Source organism: Streptomyces ambofaciens ATCC 23877 (genome assembly GCF_001267885.1).
GTDB lineage: Bacteria > Actinomycetota > Actinomycetes > Streptomycetales > Streptomycetaceae > Streptomyces > Streptomyces ambofaciens.
The window spans coordinates 4,583,318-4,602,524 of the sequence record NZ_CP012382.1; the positions used below are offsets into that span (position 1 = coordinate 4,583,318).

The following is a 19,207-nucleotide window of genomic DNA, read 5'->3' on the forward strand; positions in this document are numbered from 1 at the left end:
GGCGTTCACGCGGACTCCTTCCGGACCGGCGCGCGGTAGAGGAACAGGCCGGTCAGCGCCAGCAGTACCGGCACCCCCGCCGGGACGGCCGGGGTGAGCGCCAGGGCCACCGCGGCGCCGGGCAGCGCCGCCCGGCGCAGACCGGCGTCCCCCCGCAGCGCGGGCAGGACCAGGGCGGCCAGCACGGCAGGGAAGGCGGCGTCCAGACCGTAGGCCGCCGTGTCGCCGAGCGCGGTGCCGGCCAGCGCGCCGAGGAGCACACCGACGTTCCAGACCGCGAAGAGCGCCACACCCGACAGCCAGAAGGCCGCCCGTCGCCGCGCGGGGTCCCGCTGGGCCAGGGCGAACGCGACCGTCTCGTCGGTGACCAGATGGGCTCCGACCAGCCGTGCCGTCCGGCCGGTACCGATGGTCTCCGCGACCGCGAGGCTGAAAGCCGCCGTCCGGGTGTTGAGCAGCAGCCCGGTGGCGGCCGCGGCCACCGGGCCACCGCCGGCCAGCAGCACACCGACCGCGCTGAACTGGGCGGAGCCCGCGTACACGACCAGCGACATCACCACCGGCACCCACACCGGCAGCCCGCCGGCCACGGCGATCGCGCCGAACGAGACGCCGACGACGCCGCCGGCGGCACTGACCAGGGCCACGTCCCTGATCAGCTCGGGGTCGCGGCGCCAGCTCCGCCACCCGTCGGAGGAAGGGGTTGTTCGCTGTACCGAACGCATGTTTCCTACAATGGACAGACCGAGTGTCGTTCGTCAAGACGAACGAACGTACCGATGGAGCGAACGCCATGTCTGATCCGGTCCCCGTAGAGCCGGTCTCCGCCGATTCGGCCCCGTCCGATTCGGCCCCGTCCGATCCGGCCCCCGCCCGCCTCCCGCTCGACTGGATCGCCGCCTCCCTGCGCCGCGAACGGACGCGGGCCGGGCTGTCCCTGTCCGAGCTGGCCAAACGGGCCGGAGTCGCCAAGTCCACGCTGTCGCAGCTGGAGGGGGCGAGCGGCAATCCGAGCGTGGAGACCCTCTGGGCGCTGGCCGTGGCCCTTGGCGTGCCGTTCAGCACGCTGGTCGAGCCGCCGACCGCGGCGGTGCGGGTGATCAGGGCGGGGCAGGGGCCCCAGGTGGCGTCGGAGCGGGCCGACTACGCGGCCACCCTGCTCTCCTCCAGCCCGCCCGGTGCGCGGCGGGACATCTACCACCTGCGGGCGGAACCGGGCGCCGCCCGCGAGTCGGAGCCGCACATCCCGGGCACGGTCGAGCACCTGGTCGTCGGCAGCGGGCGGCTCCTGGCCGGCCCGCGCGGGGAGGGCGTGGAACTGGGGCCCGGCGACTACATGACCTACCGCGGGGACGTACCCCACACGTACGAGGCGCTGGCGCCGGGGACGGCGTTCGTGCTGATCATGCAGCACGTGTGAGGGCCTCGCGCGGGCGGGCGCGAGCCCGAGCCGGCGTGAGGCTCGGAGAAGGCAGGAGCCCCGTCGCCGGAACGGCGCGGGGCTCCTTGGGTACTGCTGTCAATCAGACAGGAGTGACGTTCTCCGCCTGCGGGCCCTTCGGACCCTGCGTGACGTCGAAGGACACCTGCTGGTTCTCCTCGAGGGAACGGAATCCCTGAGCGTTGATCGCGGAGTAGTGGACGAAGACGTCCGGGCCGCCGCCTTCCTGGGCGATGAAACCAAAGCCCTTTTCGGCGTTGAACCACTTCACGGTTCCGGTAGCCATAAGCCCTCCTTGGGCCCAAAGGGTTGCCCTGCTCCAGAACCAGCAAGTGTGAAGACAGAAGTGCTGCACAACTGCATACGTCTGAGAACGACGAGAGCCCGCGGTCACATGCTCCGCAGGCTCTGTACTGCAAGGGAAACCAAACTGCAACTTGCTGTGAGCCTAGCACGCAGGCCCCCGAGCGCAACAGAGGCCAAGATCACTTCACCCGGATGTTTGAACACTTCGGCCGTTCGGCTGACGCCGGGGGTCGGCGGCGGACGGATTCGGGGGGAGGGCTAGCCTCGCGATGTGGACAATTCTCGCACCCGGCCGCGCGTCGGCCACATCCAGTTCCTGAACTGCCTGCCCCTGTACTGGGGGCTCGCGAGAACAGGCACGCTCCTCGATTTCGAGCTCACGAAGGACACCCCGGAGAAGCTCAGCGAGCAGCTGGTGCAGGGCGATCTCGACATCGGTCCCGTCACCCTGGTCGAGTTCCTCAAGAACGCCGACGACCTGGTCGCCTTCCCCGACATCGCCGTCGGCTGCGACGGCCCGGTCATGTCCTGCGTGATCGTCTCCCAGGTCCCGCTGGACCGGCTGGACGGCGCCCGCGTCGCCCTCGGGTCGACCTCCCGCACCTCGGTCCGCCTCGCCCAGCTGCTCCTCGCGGAGCGCTTCGGGGTCCAGCCCGACTACTACACCTGCCCGCCGGACCTGAGCCTGATGATGCAGGAGGCCGACGCGGCCGTCCTCATCGGCGACGCGGCCCTGCGCGCCAACATGATCGACGGCCCGCGCTACGGCCTCGCCGTGCACGACCTGGGCGCGCTGTGGAAGGAGTGGACGGGGCTGCCGTTCGTCTTCGCGGTGTGGGCGGCGCGCAAGGACTACGCGGAGCGCGAGCCGCTGCTCACCCGCAGGGTGCACGAGGCCTTCCTCGCCTCCCGCAACCTCTCCCTGGAGGAGGTCGGCAAGGTGGCCGAGCAGGCGGCCCGCTGGGAGGCCTTCGACGAGGAGACCCTCGCGCGGTACTTCACCACCCTGGACTTCCGCTTCGGCGCCCCGCAGCTGGAGGCGGTCACCGAGTTCGCCCGCCGGGTGGGCCCCACCACCGGCTTCCCGGCGGACGTGAAGGTGGAGCTGCTCCAGCCCTGACGGGCCGGTCGCGGCCCGGGGCCCCCGGGCGGACGGCCCACTACCCTGCTTCCAGGTACCGGCGTTCGGGGGACACGGGGGAGGGGTGGACGCCATGCGACCGCTCGAAGTGGACGAACCCACCGTCGTGGGGCCCTACCGGCTGCTCGGCCGGCTGGGCTCCGGCGGCATGGGCCGGGTCTACCTGGGACGCAGCTCCGGCGGCCGCACGGTCGCCGTGAAGATCGTGCATCCGCACTTCGCGCTCGACGAGGAGTTCCGCGCCCGGTTCCGGCGCGAGGTGGACGCCGCGCGCCGGGTGGGCGGCGCCTGGACCGCGCCCGTGCTGGACGCGGACCCCGAGGCGCGCGTGCCGTGGGTCGCCACCGCCTACGCGGCCGGACCGTCCCTGACGGCGGCCGTCGCGGACGGCGGCCCGCTGCCGGCCCACTCGGTCCGGGCGCTCGGCGCGGGCCTCGGCGAGGCGCTGGCGGCGGTGCACGAGCTGGGCCTCGTCCACCGCGACGTGAAGCCGTCCAACGTCCTGCTCACCCTCGACGGCCCCCTTCTGATCGACTTCGGCATCGCCCGCGCCACCGACGGCACCGCCTCCCTGACCTCGACGGGCGTCTCGGTCGGCTCCCCCGGATACATGTCGCCCGAGCAGATCCTCGGCAAGGGTGTCACCGGTGCGGCGGACGTCTTCTCACTGGGCGCGGTCCTGGCGTACGCGGCGACGGGCGAGCCGCCCTTCCCCGGCGACTCCTCGGCCGCGCTGCTCTACAAGGTCGTCCACGAGGAGCCTCGGCTCGGCGCCCTGGACGGGGAGCTACGGGGCCTGGTGGCGGCCTGCCTGGCCAAGGACCCGGCCGCCCGGCCGGCCCCCGGGGAGGTGGCCCGGCGTCTCGCCCCCGAAGGCGCGGCGCACCTGGTGGCCGGCGGCTGGCTGCCCGGGCCGCTGGTGGAGCGGGTCAGCCGCAGCGCCGTGCGGCTGCTGAACCTGGAGGCGGTGGAGTCCGCGTCGGGGCCGGTGGGATTCAGCCGGCCCTCCGTGGGCGGGGCCGAGGCGGGCGGCGAGCCGCGGGTGCCCGGCGCGTTCGGACCGCCGCCGGTGATGCCCACGCCGACGGTGGTGCCGGAGCCGAGGGACGGGAGCGGGGGAGTGGGCGTGGGCGGGAGCGGGGGTGGGGGTGGCGTCCCCTCGCCCGGCAGGCTCTCGCTGTCCGTGGCGGCCACCTCCACCCGGGACACCGGTGGCGGCAGGGGCCGCAGGCTCAGCTGCACGGTGGCCCTCGGCGTGGCGGGGGCGCTGGCGGCGGTGACGGTCGGTTCGGTCTTCGTGTTCGACCTCCTGCCCGGCACCGGCGGCGAGTCCCCGCCCGGCGGTTCGGACACCGCCACCCAGTCGCCGTCCGCGCCCCGCGCCGTCCCCGGGCGCTACGTCGGCACCTGGGAGGGCCAGGCGGTCGCCGTCGAGGGCAACCTGCCCCTCGGCACCTTCCGCCTGACCGTCCGCGAGGCCGCGGTCGGCGAGCGGCTGGGCACCCTGCGCCACACCGACATCTTCGGCGGCACCTGCGACGACGTACTGACCCTGCGGAAGGTGACGGCGACACAGGTCGTCGCCGGCGCCGTGGGGGCCGAGGGCAACCGCGACGTCTGCAACCCGGCCCCGCACACCGTCCGCCTCACCCCCGTCGGCGACGACCTCCGGTACGAGTCGGACAGCGAGGACTCGGGGCGGCCGAAGGCGCGGTTGTCGAGGACTGAGTAACCGACCGTCCCGTCTCAACGCCCCCCGGCCCGGCTCCGGGGAGCCGGGGCCCGTCACATCGGCGTGGTGACCGTCAGATGCTCTCCGCTGCCGAGGTGCAGCATGCCCTTGCCCGGAGTGATCTGGCCGCCGACCATGCTCCGGTTCGTACGGATGCCGATCAGCTCTCCCGCGGAACTGTCCTGCGGAGACAGCAGGATGCCGCGGCGCGCCTTCTTCATGTCGACCTGCCAACCGGAGAAACCGTCGCAGATCTCCTCCTCGTCACCGGCGATGACGACGGCCAGACCCTCCTCCACACCGCGTTCGACGATGCGCTTGAAGATGTCTTCGGCGTCGCAGTCGTCGTGCACCTCGGCGTCGTCGACCAGGACGACGATCGGCTGCTCGGGACTGGCCGACTCGATGAGCTCCTCCATCTCGTCCTCGTCGATGTCCCGGCCGGTGAAGACCTTCAGGACACCTTCCGTCCCTTCCAGCTCACGCAGCGGGGAGGGGCGGGGCGCCGCCAGGATCAGCCGCACGCCCTGGGCGAGGCAGGAGCGGGCGACGTTCAGCAGCACCGTGCTGCGCCCGGACTTCGCGGGCCCGCCGATCACGAATGCCGGGACACCCTGGGCCAGGTCGGGGCCGAAGGCGGTGAGCTCATCGCCGCCGACACCCACCAGCGCCCACAGCGGGGAAGCGCTCACCACCGGATCGCGCATGGCCCAGGCATCGGCGAAGGAGATCCGACCGGGCAGTACGTCGACGCGGAACGGGCGGCGCGAGCGCGGCAGCCCGGCGTCCCGAAGGGTCGCCGCCTCACCGATCGCGACCAGCGCGGAAGCCTGCCCCTGACCGGTGGTGTCCTCGGAGAGCAGGGCGAACTGCGTCTCGGTCGCCGTCCCGCTTGCGAAGGCACGGCCGGGCGGGATCTCCTCGGGGATCTTGCGCGCGTTGATGTCCAGCAACGAGAAGTCACCGCGGTCCGCGAGGCGCAGACCGTATTTGTCCTCGGTGAGGGAGGAGATGCGCCCCGCCAGCAGCTGACGATCACCGGTGATCACCAGGTGCAGGCCGACGCTCGCACCCTCGCGCATCATCACCATCACCTGGTCGGTGAGGTCGCCGTGGTTGTACTCGCCGAGCGTGGGCAGCCAGCCCTCCCAGCGGTCGAGGAAGACCACGAGGTGGGGCAGTCGCTCGTCCTCGGCCGCTGCGGCTCGCTGCTCACCGATGTCGGCATAGCCCTTCTCCGCCAGCAGGTCCTGTCGCCGGGTGAGTTCGCCGGTGAGCCGATGGAAGAGCCGGATGACCCGCTCCTGCTGATTACGACTGACGACCGCGCCGCAATGCGGCAGCCGCGTCAGTGCGTTCAGGGCACCGTTGCCGCAGTCGATGCCGTACAAGTGGACGTCGGCGCTCGAGAGCGTGCGGGCCAGGGATCCCGCGATGGTACGCAGCACCTGCGAGCGGCCGCTGCGCGGCCCACCGGCGATGAGCAGGTGTCCGAAGGTGGCGAAGTCGACGACCACCGGGCGGCGGGCCTGGTCGGCCGGCAGGTCCGCGATGCCGTACGGAGCCGCCGGCAGAGCCCCCTGGCTATGCACCTCCGGAATGTCGTCCAACAGCAGCGACTCGTCCAGGGCGGGCAGCCACGGGGAGTGCTGGGCGGGAATGCCGAGGGCTTCATTGGCCTCACGGATGGCGTCCACCAGGACCTTGAGATCGGTGATCTCGTCGCTCTCCCGCGCCTCGGACTTGGGCTTGGTGAGTCCGGCCCGTCCCAGTTCCTGCCAGGAGAGCGGGCCGGCCCACGGGGCGAGCGCGGCCGGATCGGCGGCACCCGGGCGGCGGCCACCGACCCGGCCGGACTGGAAGGGGATGAGGGAGGCGTGGCCCAGACGGACGTACGCGCGGCCCGGGGTGTTCTTGGCGATGTGACCTGCGTCGGGAGCATCGATGACATCGGTCGACTCACTGGCGTCGGTCACCCGCAGCGCGATCCGCAGGTTGGTGTTGGCCCGGATCTCGGGCGACACGACACCGCTCGGCCGCTGCGTGGCGAGCAGGAGGTGAATGCCGAGCGAGCGGCCTCGCTGGGCGATGTTGACCAGGCCGGTCACGAAGTCGGGCAGGTCGCGGACCATGGACGCGAACTCGTCGATGACGATGAGCAGTCGGGGTATGGGCGCATGGGACGGATCCCGGCGCACCAGGTCCTGGTAGTCCTCGATGTCCTTGGCGTCGGAGGCGGCGAGGATGTGCTCGCGCCGCTTGAGTTCCGCGCCCAGCGATTCCAGGGCGCGTTCGACGAGGTGGGCGTCGAGGTCGGTGACCATGCCGACGGTGTGCGGGAGCTTGACGCAGTCCTTGAAGGCGGACCCGCCCTTGTAGTCGACGAGGACGAACGTCATGTGCTCGGGGGTGTTGGCGACGGCGAGCGCCGCCACGATGGTCTGGAGCAGCTCCGACTTGCCTGAACCGGTCGTACCGGCGATCAGTCCGTGCGGGCCGTCGCGCCGGATGTCGATGCCGAAGGGACCGTCGTACGACTCACCGATGACCGCCATGGTGGACTGCCCACCCATGCGCCAGCGCGCGGCGACGTCGTCCCGCGTCGGTGGCTCCAGCTGGAGCACGTCGAGAAGTCGGCTCGAGGACGGGAGCGCGGAGTCCTCGGTCTCGCCACTGATGTCGCGCAGGGGCGACAGCGCCCGGGACAGCCGGGCGCACCAGGCAGGGGAGACGAAGTCGGGCCGTACGTCGGACCTGCGTCGCGCGCCGGTCTGCTCGACCCGCAAGCGCAGTTCGAGGGCTCGCTCGGGAGCCTGCTGGGTCTGCTGGGCACCTTGGTGCCAGGCGTGAAAGGAGGGGAAACCACCGGAGGCGGCCTGACCGGAGCTGCCGGGCCCAGGGGTGGCGGGGGCGTCGCGGCGCAGTGGCTCGGCGACGACGAAGGCCTGGCACTCGCCGGGCAGAAAGCGCTCTTCCTCGTCCAGGCAAATCGCGTACATGGCGACCGCCGGCCCTTCCCGCAGGAGTCGTACGACGCCCGGCAGCGACCTCAGCCGACGCGACCCGTCCCATACGACGACGACGTCCGGGTCGGTGAAGGCGGGACCGGCGCCACTGCGGTTGTTCTCCTTCAGGGCCTTCTGCCTGGCGTCGAGCAACTGCGTCAGCTCACCGATCCGGGCGCTCACGGTCTCGGAGTCCGTCCCGATCATCACGTTGACGTCCTGGCCGTTCGCAGGGCGGCTGTGCGGGAGCCAGCGGACCCAGTCCCAGCGCGGCTGCGCGTGGTTCTCGGTGAGCACGTAGAACTGGACATCCATCGGGCTGTGCAGCACCGCGGTCTGTGCCACGGCCCATCTCGCGAGTGCCTGTGCCGAGTCGCCGAGTCCCGCGATGCCGATGACGCCCAGGTCCTTCAGAGGCAGCGCGACGGGTGAGTCCTCGATCTCCCAGGTGACCTGACGCTTGTGCTCGTCCTGCTCCGGGTCGTCGAGCACGACTTCGGACGGCACGCGGCCGGTGCCGACCCGGAGGAGCAGGTGGTCGGCGTCGGTGCGCCGCCTCTCCCACAACCGGGTACGGGGGCCGGTGCCGAAGGCGAGCACGGAGGCGGGATCGGGAATGGCGGCGCGTCGGTCGATCCGCTCCAGCCGCAGCGCCTCCTGGGCGTCCTTCTCGATCCGCTCCTTGGTCTCCTTGTACTCCTTGACCTGCTTCGCGTGGGACTTGCGTCCGTGCTTCTTGTCCATGAAGTAGTTGCCGAAGAGCATGACCGGGCTCAGCAGAGCCATGATCATGTAGTACCAGCGCCCGAAGATCATGACGGACACCACAGCGCCGACCAGCGGGAACAGAGCCATCAGCCACGGCAGAGGCCGGGCTTCGAACTCACTGGGCGGAGAAGGCAGCCGGAACTGGGTCGTGCGCTCGGCCGGACGCAGGCGGGGAGGTCGGTTGTAGTCGAGCCCGGCTCCGTCTTCCGACCACTTCAGGGCGGCGTTGGGGGGCGAGTAGCCGTCGATCTCCAGCAGGGTGTTGCCCAAGGCGAGTTGGGATCCGAAGGGCCACGAACCGCCGTCGAAGTCTTCGCCGTCGAGCCGAGGGTGGCCGCTGTCGCCACCCTTCTCCTTGTCCCCGCTGCTCCTCTTCTCCAAGCCGTGCAGGGAGACATCGCAGGTGCCGTTCATGGCGATGGACAAAGTGGCGGCACGCGCAGAAAGTTCGGGATCGTCGACGCGGATGTGCGCGGCGGGGCCGCTGCCGATGTCGTATCGTCCGACGCCCAGCCGGTGCACGGCACCGGCCCCGGGACCGCCGGCCACGCGGAACTCCACGACACCGGTCGGTTCACCGGGAACGCAGCCGGCCGGATCGTGCAGGCTGACGACCGCCCCCTCGCGCAGCGGTGAGCCGACGATGTTGGCGTCGGGGTCGAGGGCGTAGCCGTCGACGAAGGCTCGAGGTGCGCCGCCGGGGCCGGGGCGTCCGCCGATGGGGATGACCTCCGCACCACCGGCTGCACCGACATGGCGCGCCAACTCCCGAGTGATGTCACCGATCGACGACTCCGGGTCGGCGTCGAGCACCACGTCGGTGCTGGCTCCGCCGACCGGGTCGACGACGGTCAGACTCAGGCGCACGTTCGTCCTCCTCGCTGGGCTGAGGCCGCCCCCGGAACGCTGAACACAGTGGAGCGACCTTAGCCGCCGCACCTTGCCCCCGTGCAACGGGACGCACACTGCCTCCACAGGTCCGGGGTGTGCACCGGTTCACGCGAGCGGTGCCGGGCATCCCTGTTGCCCCAAGAGCCCCACCCGTAAGATCTTTGCTCATGCGGACGGCCGGTAGACGACCGGGTGGACCGCGCAGTCGAGCCACGGGGGAAGGCCCTGCGGCAACGGGAGGGAGAGCTGTCATGGCCAAGGACGCAGACCTTACTTACGCCGAGATGGACAAGAAGGCCACCGACCTCATCAAGGCGATGGGGGAGATGGAAGACAAGCTGAAGTCCATCGAGAAGGGTGTCGAGGAACTCGTCGCCAACGGCTTCACCACGCAGAAGGCCTCCGGCGCCTACGACGAGTCCATCAAGGACTTCACCAAGGGCGCGGCCAAGACCGTCAAGGGTCTGGAGGGCCTGTCCAAGTTCCTCACCAACGCCAAGAAGGCGTACGAGGACCTGGACGAGCAGCTGGCGAAGTCCGCCAAGGGCTGATACCGGCCGCACGACCTTGTCCGGGTGTGAGGGGGCACGTTCCGTGTGCCGTCGCGCCCGGGCGGGGTGGTTCTGAGGAAGAAAGTCTGAACGGGTGGCAGACAGAACTCGATACGATCTCGACCTGATCAAAGGCTGCTCGAAGTCCCTGTACCGCATGCACCGCGAGTTCAAGGACAACGGGAACCCCGCCGGCGAGTACGGCGACGCGTTGGGCAGCGACAAGTTGCGGGATGTCTTCAGCGACTTCTCCGACACCTGGAAGAAGAACCGCAAGAAGCTCATGGAAGACATCGAGAACCTCGCCAAGTACACCGGCAACGCTGCCAAGGCGTACGAGGACATCGACCACGAGCTGGCGAACGCGCTGAGGGATGCCAAGAAGAACGGGAAGAAGGAGAAGTAGCAGTGACAGCCCGGCCCAAGGACTGGTCACCGATGTACGACTCCGACCCGGTGCCCGGCGACCCGTACGAGGTGGCGCAGCTCGGCAAGGAGCTGCGCAGCATGGCCGACGAGATCGACAAGCAGGCGCGGAACATCAAGGCGCTGGCTTCGGTCGACGGCTGGGACAGCGACGCGGGCCGCGCTTTCCACGAAATCGCCGACGACACGGCGGTGCGTCTCAAGAACGCGTACGACCGGTACGACGAAGCCGCGACCGCGATGGGCACTAAGGTCCAGGAGGGTGACGGGGAGTCGTCCGAGTACGCCAGCGAACTGCACCGGGCCCAGAAATTGGCGGACAAGGGACTCCAGGAGTACCGGGCTGCCGAGGTCGACCACAAGGCCGCCAACGACATCCTCGACCCACTCAAGGGGAAAGTACTGACGGGCGACGACGCGGTGCGGCACAGCAAGCAGCAGAAGAAGAGCGACGATGCCGCACAACTCATGCTCGAGGGCCAAAAAAAGATCATGAGAGCCAAGGCCATCCGTGACGACGCAGCACGCGATGCCGCCCGGAAGATCAAGAACGTTATCCATCATGACGGCGTCAGGGATCCAGGCGGCATCATGAACTGGATCGCCGACCACGCGGACTGGTTCTCCGCTGCCGCGACGGCGCTGGCGGTCGCGGCTCTGGTCGCAGCGATCGTTCTGTCGGGCGGCACACTCGCCGTGGTCCTCGTCCTTGCGGCGGGGGCCATGAGCGCCACCGCTCTGTCGGGACGTCTCTATGACGTGTTCGCGCGAGGTGGAAAGCTCGACCTGCTCAAGATCGGACTGGACGTCCTGGGCATCATCCCCGGTCTGGGTGCCCTCAAGGGGCTCACCGCGGCGGCCAAGGGAGCTCGGATGCTCACCGCGCAGCGGGCCGTCTGGGCCGGATTCACCAACGGTTTTGCCGTGAAGAACTTCAACAAGGGCGTCGTCTGGGCCTCGAAATTCCTCACCAGCAAGGGCATCTCGAAGGTCAAACTGCCGGCGGGGGGATTCGACCCGGAAATCGTCACGCGCTACATCAAGGGCGGCGCCGCGGTGAACCTCGGGGTGCAGAGCCTGATGAGGCTGAAGAACCGTTTCGACGAGGTCGGCGACTCGCCGAACGAGGGCAGCGCACCCCGCGGCGGCCCGCAGCCCACTCCGTCACCGTCACCACAGCCGAGCCCCAAGCCGCCGTCGGCGTCGTTCCACACGGCTCTGGCGCCCGCTGCGTAAGGAGACGACCCTTGAGCGACTACCACTCGCTGGATCCCGTGAAGTTCGTCGACGACCAAGGAACCGAGCACAGCATGGTGCCCGCGTCCGTCGTGGCTTCCGTTCCGGAGGCCAAAGCCGCGGCGGAACGTTACGGCCGGGAAACTCGCTTCGACTTCCTCGACGACAGGGCCGTCCACTGGATGCTGTTCCAGCGGCGTGAGGACACCGAGAAGGGAGGGGTCGTCGGTTGCGTGCTCGCTCTTCTGCTCTTCGTCTTCGGTGTGGGGGCCTGGCCTTTCTGGGACTTGGTCGCCTCCCAGAAGTCTCGGCAGTTCCAGATCGCATTCATCGCGGTGGACGCCCTCATCCTGTGCACCGTGCTCGTGGGCGGGTACCTCGCACGGCGGCGCACCCTGCTCGATCCCGTCGTGCGCAATGTGCGCTGCCGGGCCCGCCTGTATCGCAAGATCGTCGGGATCGCCCGCAAGGGAGGCGCCGACATCCCGCGCCTCTACCCCTATTACGGCATGTACGCCACGTCGCGGAAGTTCTTCCCCGAAGCCCCCGACCGTCCCGTGCCGGAAAAGGAACAGTATCCGTGACGAGCCAGCCCGACCTTGCAGAGTTGATACCGACCCATCCTGCCCCGGTCGCACTGCATGCCGACGACGTTCACGTGCGCTGGGTGATGCCGGAGATCTTCCACGACATTCCGATCCACGTGGCGGATGACGACGAGGCCGTGCGCCTGCTGGGCGAGCTTGTGGAGAAGGCGCTGCCGGGCGCCGGGGACGAAGCCCAGACGGCGCTTGCGGTCACGTGCGCCCTGGGCGTCGACGATCTTCTGGCCGCCGGAGCCGAGTACGCAGGTATATGCGTCACAGTCGTCGACGACTCGCCCTGCGCCGCTACGGTCCTCGCCGGTCTGCTCGACAGCCCGGACGCCGCCGACGTACCGGGCGCGGTGGAGGCGATCGCCACAGACCTGCGCCGGTTCGGTGATGGCGAGGTGACCCGGATCGATCTCCCCTGCGGGTGGGCCGTCTCGTACGTCGGCGCGCGCGAGGACAAGCTACTCGGCGAGCTCACCGCGACGGGGGAAGACCTCCCGTTCCCGACGTGGTTCATACGGGTCTGCGTTCCGCTGCCCCACGGCACCACGTTCATGATGGAGATGTCGACATCGACGATGGCCGGCTGGGACGCTTTCTCCACGATGTTCGGCAACACCGTCAGGAGCATCCGGCTGTTCCACGCCGACGGATCACCGCTCATCACTTCCCTGGCAGAGGCGTGAACTGGTCGTGTCCGGATCCCCGCCCTCTGACTACCGCCTTCTCGTGCCCCGTGACTGGTTCCGCGTCGACCTCACGAAAGAGCGCTGGCGCGGTCAGTTGAAGACCTTCGTGGACAAGGAGTTCGCGGGAGTCCGCGCTCCCGCGGAGACCGCCCGCCGTATCTGGTCCACTCTTCGCAACACCGCCGAGCATGGACTTTCTCGTGGCGCGCTCGAATTCTTCCTGCGGACGGAAGTGCCCGAGGGGAGCACCGCACCCGCCTCACTGCTGATCTCGTGGCCACCCATGTCCAGAGGTGTGGCCCCGACGCCGGAAGAGTTTGCCGAGGCCATGGCCGGGCGGGCAGGCCCTGAAGCCGTGGTGGAAGTCGTCGAACTGCCTGCCGGCCGCTCGGTGAGACTCCGCACGAAATCAAATGTGGACTACCACGTGTGGATGCCAGGCGACGCCGGCTACCTGCATCTGGCCTTCTCGGTACCACTCAGTGGCACAGACGGCCCCATGGGCAATCTGTGCGATGCCATTGCCCACTCGCTTCGGTGGATCTGATACCGCGGAAAGTACGAGCGTGGTAAGGACGAACCGGCCTGGGTTGAAGGAGACCATCGAGTGCGCCTTCGCGTTCCAGCCGGCCCGGATCGATCACACGTTGGCCCGCAGGGAACGAGGCTGAGGCCAGGGCGTGGGCCACGGAGGTTCTTCGATGACGTGGTCGAGCAGGCCGTGGCCCTTGAGTTCGCCGAGCCCACGCGCGCGGAGCGCGGCGAAGATCACCGGAAGGGTCGGCAATCTTGTCGATGCACAACGACTGAAGGACTGGCTGACGGAGTCTGATCCTCTACGGGGGTCAAGGACGCCGCGACGACGAGTGACGGGTGAGTGAGGCAGGCCATGGGTCAACGGACGAGTGATGTCTGAGCAACCATGACGAGGTGGCATACCGCGGCACCTGGACGAGCCGGTGGTACGCCCGCAGGGCAAGCCGCCGCACAGCACTCACGTGGTACGGCGGGCGCGCTTGTACGCCGACGGGCGAAATGTGGCCGTACGTGACGCCCGATGTCGGGAGCACTGATTTGCCGTAGGTGTCGACGGTATTCGGCGAACGGTTTTCCACCCGCCCGCGGATTTGTGAGGAATCGTTCAGAATCGCCCGGCGGACCGCTGAGAGGCCGTTCTCTTTCCGAATGCCGTGTGCGGATTCCGCTGGTCAGGCATGAGATTGCGGCTGTGGCGGGAGTTTCGACTCGTTGCTGATCGAGTCGGTGGGGGTGGCGGATGCCGTCGATGCGGGCGGTCCTGGAAACGCGGCGGAAGGCCGCTGCCGTGCGGGTGGATGAGCTCGAAGCCGAACTGAAGCGGGTGCGGGCAGACTTGGCGGATGCCGAGGAGGTTCTCAAGCTTCGGACGATCGGCCTCGAGCAGTATCTGGAAGCGCTCGCCGAGGAGGAACAGCCGGCCGAGACAGTCGTTGGCCCGTCGCCGAGGACGCCGGTGGGCCCGCGCCGTGCGGTGCCACATCGACAGAACGCGGCCGGGGTCGAAGACCTGTCGGTGGACTACCAGGCGGTGATGGCAGCCGCGGCCGAGGCCGGGAACGACGGGCTGGGTGCCCGGCGGGCGGCCGTGGTGCTTGGCTGGGACAGTGCCTCGGCCTCACGTGTCGAGGGTGCGAGAGCACGGCTGAAGAGGCTGGTGGAACGGGGCTGGCTGGTGGAGACGAAGCCCGGGAGGTTCACCCTGCCGTCAGCACTGCAGGCCGACGAGATCGTGCGGCCAGGCGGCGGCTCATCAGGGCGATCATCGACCAGCGGATGACGGCTTCGCTCGTGTCGGGGCGGCGTTCGTAGTCCCTGACCAGGCGGCGGCTGCGCAGAAACCACGCAAAGGACCGTTCGACGACCCAGCGGCGGGGAAGGGCCTGGAAGCCTCGAACATCTTCACTGCGGCGGACGATGTCGAGGACGAGTCCGAGCGTGTCGGTGAGCAGGTGCCGCTTGCGACCGTTGATTTTCTTGCCCGCGTCGAAGCCCCGTGAGCCGAAGGTGACGGTGGCGTCCGCTTTCACCGACTGCGAGTCCACGATCCCCGCGCTCGGCTCGGCGCTGCGGCCTTCGCCGGCGCGGACGGCTTCCCGCAACCGGTCGTGCAGCTCGGTGACCAGTCCCGTGTCCCGCCAGCGGGCAAAGAAGGCGTAGACGCGCGGCCAGGGCGGGAAGTCCGCGGGCATTGCCCGCCACTTGATGCCGTTGTCGACGAGGTAGCGCACTGCGTCGATCATCTGCCGGTGGCAGTAGCCCTCCGGACGCCCGCCGCGGCCCGAAAGCCAGCCCGGCACCGGAAGAAGGTCCCTCACCACGGCCCACTCGGCATCGCTCATGTCCGAGCCGTATCGGGGCCGGCGCTGCGGCCGGTCGACTGCGTTCCCGAACCTGTGGGCGAGGCAGTCACACCCACGAGTGGACGAACTGGACTCGGCGACCACGACCACGCGACACTTCGACAACAGGGCCTCTTGCTTCTCGCTGGACTCGACATCCGCGAGCTACCAAGAGGCCCTTCCTTCATGCACCCGCCCCGGACAACTCACCCGAACCAGGACCCCGTTCGAACCTGCCCGACCGCACGAACAGGCAGTGAGGGTTCTGGTCTTCAAGGGTGAGAGCGGGCGTGGACCTCGGTGCAGTTTGTGGGCGAGCTTGATGTCGTGGATGGCGGCGAGGCCATTCAGATGGAATTTCAGCCATTCCTTGAGGGTCTTTTTGTTGATCTGGAGGTGAAGGTATCCCCACAGGTTCGGGTCGGCGTCCGTGTCGATATGAAGCGGGGCACCGAGGTCGGTGCTCCACAGAGTGCCTTCGGGCATGAGGGGGCACGACAGAAAGGACTTCAGGCGTAGCTCCAGCGGGAGGCGCCCATTACGGCGTCGAACAACTCCACGAGGGTGCTGAAGAGGACGGGATCAAAGCCGGGCGCGATCAGCGCCTGAAGAAGGTGAGGTAGCGGCCGACGCAAGCCTTGCTCCCGGGGCAACCAGACTCTCGGTCAGCCTTAGCCCTCGGACGGCTTCCGCAGCCGAACGCTCCTGGCGAAGTCGTCGATCGCGTCGAAAGACGCCTCCAAGAGGGCCGGGTCGTCGTAGTGGCCCTTGAGGAGCAGGTCGATGTTGTTGGACGGGTCGTTCCACGCGTAGCTGACGGCGACCATCAGGTGCCCTTCGGGAGCCGTCCAGCTACGCAGGCAACGCAGGCCGGTGCCGAAGTACGGGGAGGCGAAGGGTGTCGTCTCCACTCGCTCGCTGGCCTCCGCAGTCCCCGGGTCGGGCTCGGCCAGCATGCTCAAGTGCAACTCGCTGTGCTCCTCGTCGCAGGTGAACTGCTTGGCGAAGAACACCAGTGGGGCCGCCTGTGGGGGCATGGGTCCGAAGAGAAACGCCTGGTCGGCCTCGACGCGGTGGCCCAGCATGGCCGCCGAGCCCTCCAGGAACTTCTTCATCTGCCGCTTCTCGCGCCAGGTGAGTTTGCGCTGGTGGAGCAGGCCGGTCGCCTCCAGTTGAAGGTCCAGCCACTCAGCGAACTCTGACTTGTCGAGCCGCAGGGGCATGTGGAACCAGAGACCCGGGTCCGCGTCGGTGTCGACGATCATCATGTGTGGCTCCAGCGAAAGGTGGTCATCACGGCGTCGAAGAGTTCGACCAGTGTCTCGGTGAACTCAGTGTCCATGTCGGGGACGAGCAGCGTGCTGAAGGTGAACGTCAGCCACTTGGCCGGGGCGCTGTGCGGGATCGGCACGGTGTACTGCACTCGCCAGGAGGGGACCTCGATGCCCCGCTCCGGGGCGGCGGGCAGCTTGCGCAGGGTGCGGACGGCAGCCGTACCGTCGAGTTCGCGCGCCGAGGCCTCCTCGGCGTCACGCGCGAGATCGACCAGTACCGACTCGTGCTTCGCGCCGCCCGTCGGCGAGACCAGTGCTGCGGAGGCGATGAGCGAGGCCGGAATGAGCATTCCGTGCACGCGCTCGACGGGGAGGTACAGCGTTAGCCCTTGGGAGTCGCGGGCCTTGCGGACCGTCTGCTTCAACTCCTTGACGAGTTGCATTCTGGCCTTGGGGATGTCGTCTTTGGGAAAGCCGACGGGAAGCTGCGCCACGGAGGCGCGCACGATCCGCTGGATCGCTTCCTTCGTGCCGGACTGAAGCGGGATCGTGGCCCAGCCGGGCGGCGGCACGAGGTTGAAGCCGGTCGGGATGGCTGCTGAGTCCGTTGCCTCCGGGTCGTCCACGGCGTTCTCACGATGCGGCACTGCGGTTCCGGATCCTTTCCGCGACCGACGTCGCACCGACCAGAACGGTGAACAGCGGGGCCCCGACGATGCCTGGCCAAAAGGAGGTGAAGAGGCTCGGCAGCAGCAAGGCCCACCCCATGGCGAGGTCACGGGTCAGCAGGGGCGGCCGAGCACTGGGCACCGGGTTCTTGATCAGAATCCAGAGCAGATGTACGAAGCAACCCGCCAGCATGATCCAGTAGATCCGGAAAAGAACGTCCCGGCTGGAATTGGGCAGCAGTAGCGCGATACCGATCAACGGGACGATCGACAACAGGGCACCGATGATGGTCACCCGAACCCTGAAGTTCGCGCCTGCACCCAACTGCTCTCTGACCGAGTCAGCCATGTCTCCCGCTCTTCCTGTGCGTCCTACTGTTCAACGACGTCCTGTCCGAGTGATCACCAGTGAGTGTCCGGTGCCGGCATCCAGCCGCTCTCCTTCCAGGTGTTGTAGTCCTCGTTGTAGGGCTTGTCCCTGGGGAGCAGATGGTGTTCGGCCAGCCAACCCATCGAGTCGCTTTTACTCAGCGCTTTGTCCGTGACGTCGACGGCCATGCCACCGTACCCGGCGGTCAAGGCAGCTCCGTAGCCCAGGTTTCCGAGTGCGGTGGTGCCGCTCGACACTGCTCCGGGGAAGACTCCCTTATTCGCGCGGAGCTGACCGTAGAGGCCTGCCGCTTCGTCGTCCCCCAGGTGCTTCCACTTCGAAAGCGTTGAGACCGGCGTGGGGCCCTTTGTGACCAAGCCGGCCTCCCTGGAGATCTTCTTCAGCGTGAAGTGCCGCAGGTCTGAGAAGAACTTCCGGGAAACGTCGTCCTGTGCGCCCGCCATGGCCCGGCTCAGGTCGTTGAGCATCCCCTTATGGGAGCGAAGGCCCGCCTTGAGTCCTGCGGTCCTGCTTGTCTGCGCGGCGGTGGAGGCGGCCTTGTTGGCGCCCTTGAGCGCGTTGATGCCGCCTCGGCCGATGCCCATCAGAAGCAGGCCGCCGACGTCGAAGGCCAGATCGGTCCAGGACGCGTCACCTGAGGCGACCAGCAGGGATCTGGTAAGGATCGTGAGCACGGCGATACCGAGGACCAATAGGTTCAGTCCGGGGATCCAGATGGCGACGATCCCGGCGATGGTCGCGATCCATCCGAGCCCGTCCAGGACAGTCTTGATCCATTTCGCGTTGTCGTGCACCCAGCCCTTGACGTTGTCCCACCACGAGTCCTCGATTACGTCGTCGATCTCGTCGCGGATCTTGCCCGCGTGGTGGTTGGCGCGGTCGTCCCGGTCGCCGGTGACGGTGTGCAGGCGGGTTCGGTACGGCTGGAGGGGGTCGTCGGCGGGACTGGTGCCACTGGGGGACGAGTGCGGAGCCTCCTTGTCCTCCGAGGCGGACTTCTTGGCCTTCTCGGCCTCTACTTCCTTCTGCTTCTCCTTGGCCTGACGCAGAATCTTGTCGGCGTCGCCCTGGAAGTCCTCCAGCTCGTTCGACCACTTGGTGAGATGGCCGTGTACCCGTTCGTATCGTCCGGCTACCTCCCGCATGTGCTTCTCAAGCGTGGAGGACTGCTCACGCAGAGCCTCTACGTACTTGCCCTTGAGTGTCTCGTCGTCGCTGATCGCCTTGAGGTTCTTGGCCTGGTCCCGAAGCTTCTTGGCGACCGAGATCATGTGTTTGACCTCGGCACGGATCTCCTCCGGGTCACCGGGCACGGGATCGGAGTCACACAGCGGCTGCCAGTCCACCGGACGGCGCTTCGAGGTCGGTGTCATGGCGTCACTTCTTCTTGTCCTTCTTGGCCAACTGCTCGTCGAGATCCTCGAACGCCTTCTTGCTGCCGGCCACGAGCTTGCCAACCGATTCGATGGACTCGACGAGCTTGGTGCGGTAGTCGTCCCAGTTATCGACGAAGTCCTCCATGGCTCCGGCGACGGCACCAGAGCCCCAGTGTTCCTTCATGTCGTCCCGGCGGTTCTCGATGTCCTCGAAGGTCTTCTTGAGCTGGCCGAGCTTGCGTTCGCAGTCTGCGAGGAAGTCGTAGTCGACCGTCAGGTCCGGCTCACCCATGCAGTTCCCTTCCCCCGTGTCTGATCATGTGGTGTCGCGCGTCGTGGAG

At 68.4% G+C, this 19,207-nt stretch carries 19 protein-coding genes; 10 read left to right on the plus strand and 9 right to left on the minus strand.

Annotated elements, in window-relative coordinates; translation table 11 throughout:
- Nucleotides 1–5: 5 nt before the first annotated feature.
- Nucleotides 6–725 (minus strand): AzlC family ABC transporter permease, encoded by a 720-nt coding sequence (locus tag SAM23877_RS20485; RefSeq protein ID WP_053135239.1) that lies wholly within the window; start codon nucleotides 723–725, stop codon nucleotides 6–8.
- Nucleotides 726–793: 68 nt separating this feature from the next.
- Here SAM23877_RS20485 and SAM23877_RS20490 point away from each other — a divergent pair, with 68 nt between their 5' ends.
- Nucleotides 794–1,420: a helix-turn-helix domain-containing protein gene (locus tag SAM23877_RS20490; RefSeq protein WP_079030759.1), complete on the plus strand. Its 627-nt coding sequence runs from the start codon at nucleotides 794–796 to the stop codon at nucleotides 1,418–1,420.
- A gap of 103 nt (nucleotides 1,421–1,523) precedes the next feature.
- Here SAM23877_RS20490 and SAM23877_RS20495 read toward each other — a convergent pair whose 3' ends face one another.
- Nucleotides 1,524–1,727, minus strand: coding sequence for a cold-shock protein (locus SAM23877_RS20495; protein WP_003974443.1), 204 nt, complete (start codon nucleotides 1,725–1,727; stop codon nucleotides 1,524–1,526).
- A gap of 291 nt (nucleotides 1,728–2,018) precedes the next feature.
- On the opposite strand from SAM23877_RS20495, the gene SAM23877_RS20500 reads away from it, so the two are divergent.
- Entirely contained in the window at nucleotides 2,019–2,867 is an 849-nt protein-coding gene (locus tag SAM23877_RS20500; RefSeq protein WP_053135242.1) for a menaquinone biosynthetic enzyme MqnA/MqnD family protein, read from the plus strand.
- A 94-nt stretch (nucleotides 2,868–2,961) separates the two neighbouring features.
- Nucleotides 2,962–4,620: a serine/threonine-protein kinase gene (locus tag SAM23877_RS20505; protein WP_053142690.1), complete on the plus strand. Its 1,659-nt coding sequence runs from the start codon at nucleotides 2,962–2,964 to the stop codon at nucleotides 4,618–4,620.
- Nucleotides 4,621–4,673: 53 nt separating this feature from the next.
- On the opposite strand, the gene SAM23877_RS20510 is transcribed toward SAM23877_RS20505, so the two are convergent.
- A complete protein-coding gene (locus tag SAM23877_RS20510) occupies nucleotides 4,674–9,260 on the minus strand; it encodes an FtsK/SpoIIIE domain-containing protein (protein ID WP_053135245.1) in 4,587 nt (1,528 codons plus the stop codon).
- A gap of 275 nt (nucleotides 9,261–9,535) precedes the next feature.
- On the opposite strand from SAM23877_RS20510, the gene SAM23877_RS20515 reads away from it, so the two are divergent.
- The 7 genes from SAM23877_RS20515 to SAM23877_RS20545 all read left to right on the plus strand — a co-directional run bounded on the left by SAM23877_RS20515 (nucleotide 9,536) and on the right by SAM23877_RS20545 (nucleotide 14,595).
- Entirely contained in the window at nucleotides 9,536–9,835 is a 300-nt protein-coding gene (locus tag SAM23877_RS20515) for a WXG100 family type VII secretion target (RefSeq protein ID WP_063796785.1), read from the plus strand.
- A 94-nt stretch (nucleotides 9,836–9,929) separates the two neighbouring features.
- Nucleotides 9,930–10,241: a hypothetical protein gene (locus SAM23877_RS20520; protein WP_053135251.1), complete on the plus strand. Its 312-nt coding sequence runs from the start codon at nucleotides 9,930–9,932 to the stop codon at nucleotides 10,239–10,241.
- 32 nt (nucleotides 10,242–10,273) lie between these two features.
- Entirely contained in the window at nucleotides 10,274–11,497 is a 1,224-nt protein-coding gene (locus SAM23877_RS20525) for a putative T7SS-secreted protein (RefSeq protein ID WP_053135254.1), read from the plus strand.
- Nucleotides 11,498–11,508: 11 nt separating this feature from the next.
- A complete protein-coding gene (locus SAM23877_RS20530) occupies nucleotides 11,509–12,081 on the plus strand; it encodes a hypothetical protein (RefSeq protein WP_053135257.1) in 573 nt (190 codons plus the stop codon).
- The gene (locus SAM23877_RS20535) at nucleotides 12,078–12,776 is read left to right on the plus strand and encodes a hypothetical protein (RefSeq protein ID WP_053135260.1); all 699 of its coding nucleotides are present in this window, start codon (nucleotides 12,078–12,080) and stop codon (nucleotides 12,774–12,776) included. Before SAM23877_RS20530 ends, SAM23877_RS20535 begins: the two co-directional genes overlap by 4 nt.
- Before the next feature lie 43 nt (nucleotides 12,777–12,819).
- Nucleotides 12,820–13,326 carry a hypothetical protein gene (locus SAM23877_RS20540; RefSeq protein ID WP_244902974.1) on the plus strand — a complete coding sequence of 169 codons (507 nt, stop codon included), beginning with the start codon at nucleotides 12,820–12,822 and terminating at the stop codon, nucleotides 13,324–13,326.
- Nucleotides 13,327–14,055: 729 nt separating this feature from the next.
- Nucleotides 14,056–14,595, plus strand: a complete 540-nt coding sequence (locus SAM23877_RS20545) for a hypothetical protein (protein ID WP_053125971.1) — start codon at nucleotides 14,056–14,058, stop codon at nucleotides 14,593–14,595.
- On the opposite strand, the gene SAM23877_RS20550 is transcribed toward SAM23877_RS20545, so the two are convergent.
- The 6 genes from SAM23877_RS20550 to SAM23877_RS20575 all read right to left on the minus strand — a co-directional run bounded on the left by SAM23877_RS20550 (nucleotide 14,513) and on the right by SAM23877_RS20575 (nucleotide 19,158).
- Nucleotides 14,513–15,157 carry a transposase gene (locus tag SAM23877_RS20550; protein WP_244902975.1) on the minus strand — a complete coding sequence of 215 codons (645 nt, stop codon included), beginning with the start codon at nucleotides 15,155–15,157 and terminating at the stop codon, nucleotides 14,513–14,515. The two genes, SAM23877_RS20545 and SAM23877_RS20550, sit on opposite strands and share 83 nt — an antisense overlap.
- Nucleotides 15,158–15,828: 671 nt before the next feature.
- On the minus strand, nucleotides 15,829–16,425 hold the full coding sequence (locus SAM23877_RS20555; RefSeq protein ID WP_053135270.1) for a hypothetical protein: 597 nt from the start codon (nucleotides 16,423–16,425) through the stop codon (nucleotides 15,829–15,831).
- The gene (locus SAM23877_RS20560; RefSeq protein WP_244902976.1) at nucleotides 16,422–17,057 is read right to left on the minus strand and encodes a hypothetical protein; all 636 of its coding nucleotides are present in this window, start codon (nucleotides 17,055–17,057) and stop codon (nucleotides 16,422–16,424) included. The genes SAM23877_RS20555 and SAM23877_RS20560 overlap by 4 nt, the downstream gene beginning before the upstream one ends.
- 7 nt (nucleotides 17,058–17,064) lie before the next feature.
- The gene (locus SAM23877_RS20565; protein WP_053135273.1) at nucleotides 17,065–17,448 is read right to left on the minus strand and encodes a hypothetical protein; all 384 of its coding nucleotides are present in this window, start codon (nucleotides 17,446–17,448) and stop codon (nucleotides 17,065–17,067) included.
- Between the two features lie 53 nt (nucleotides 17,449–17,501).
- Nucleotides 17,502–18,863 carry a putative T7SS-secreted protein gene (locus tag SAM23877_RS20570; protein WP_244902977.1) on the minus strand — a complete coding sequence of 454 codons (1,362 nt, stop codon included), beginning with the start codon at nucleotides 18,861–18,863 and terminating at the stop codon, nucleotides 17,502–17,504.
- A 4-nt stretch (nucleotides 18,864–18,867) separates the two neighbouring features.
- A complete protein-coding gene (locus SAM23877_RS20575) occupies nucleotides 18,868–19,158 on the minus strand; it encodes a WXG100 family type VII secretion target (protein ID WP_053135275.1) in 291 nt (96 codons plus the stop codon).
- Nucleotides 19,159–19,207: the final 49 nt, after the last annotated feature.

Bases quoted from the DNA above. Each gene is read 5' to 3' on its own strand.
- SAM23877_RS20485 (WP_053135239.1), bottom strand. From the start codon at position 725: ATGCGTTCGGTACAGCGAACAACCCCTTCCTCCGACGGGTGGCGGAGC.
- SAM23877_RS20490 (WP_079030759.1), top strand. From the start codon at position 794: ATGTCTGATCCGGTCCCCGTAGAGCCGGTCTCCGCCGATTCGGCCCCG.
- SAM23877_RS20495 (WP_003974443.1), bottom strand. From the start codon at position 1,727: ATGGCTACCGGAACCGTGAAGTGGTTCAACGCCGAAAAGGGCTTTGGT.
- SAM23877_RS20505 (WP_053142690.1), top strand. From the start codon at position 2,962: ATGCGACCGCTCGAAGTGGACGAACCCACCGTCGTGGGGCCCTACCGG.
- SAM23877_RS20515 (WP_063796785.1), top strand. From the start codon at position 9,536: ATGGCCAAGGACGCAGACCTTACTTACGCCGAGATGGACAAGAAGGCC.
- SAM23877_RS20525 (WP_053135254.1), top strand. From the start codon at position 10,274: ATGTACGACTCCGACCCGGTGCCCGGCGACCCGTACGAGGTGGCGCAG.
- SAM23877_RS20545 (WP_053125971.1), top strand. From the start codon at position 14,056: ATGCCGTCGATGCGGGCGGTCCTGGAAACGCGGCGGAAGGCCGCTGCC.
- SAM23877_RS20550 (WP_244902975.1), bottom strand. From the start codon at position 15,157: ATGAGCGATGCCGAGTGGGCCGTGGTGAGGGACCTTCTTCCGGTGCCG.
- SAM23877_RS20555 (WP_053135270.1), bottom strand. From the start codon at position 16,425: ATGATGATCGTCGACACCGACGCGGACCCGGGTCTCTGGTTCCACATG.
- SAM23877_RS20565 (WP_053135273.1), bottom strand. From the start codon at position 17,448: ATGGCTGACTCGGTCAGAGAGCAGTTGGGTGCAGGCGCGAACTTCAGG.
- SAM23877_RS20570 (WP_244902977.1), bottom strand. From the start codon at position 18,863: ATGACACCGACCTCGAAGCGCCGTCCGGTGGACTGGCAGCCGCTGTGT.
- SAM23877_RS20575 (WP_053135275.1), bottom strand. From the start codon at position 19,158: ATGGGTGAGCCGGACCTGACGGTCGACTACGACTTCCTCGCAGACTGC.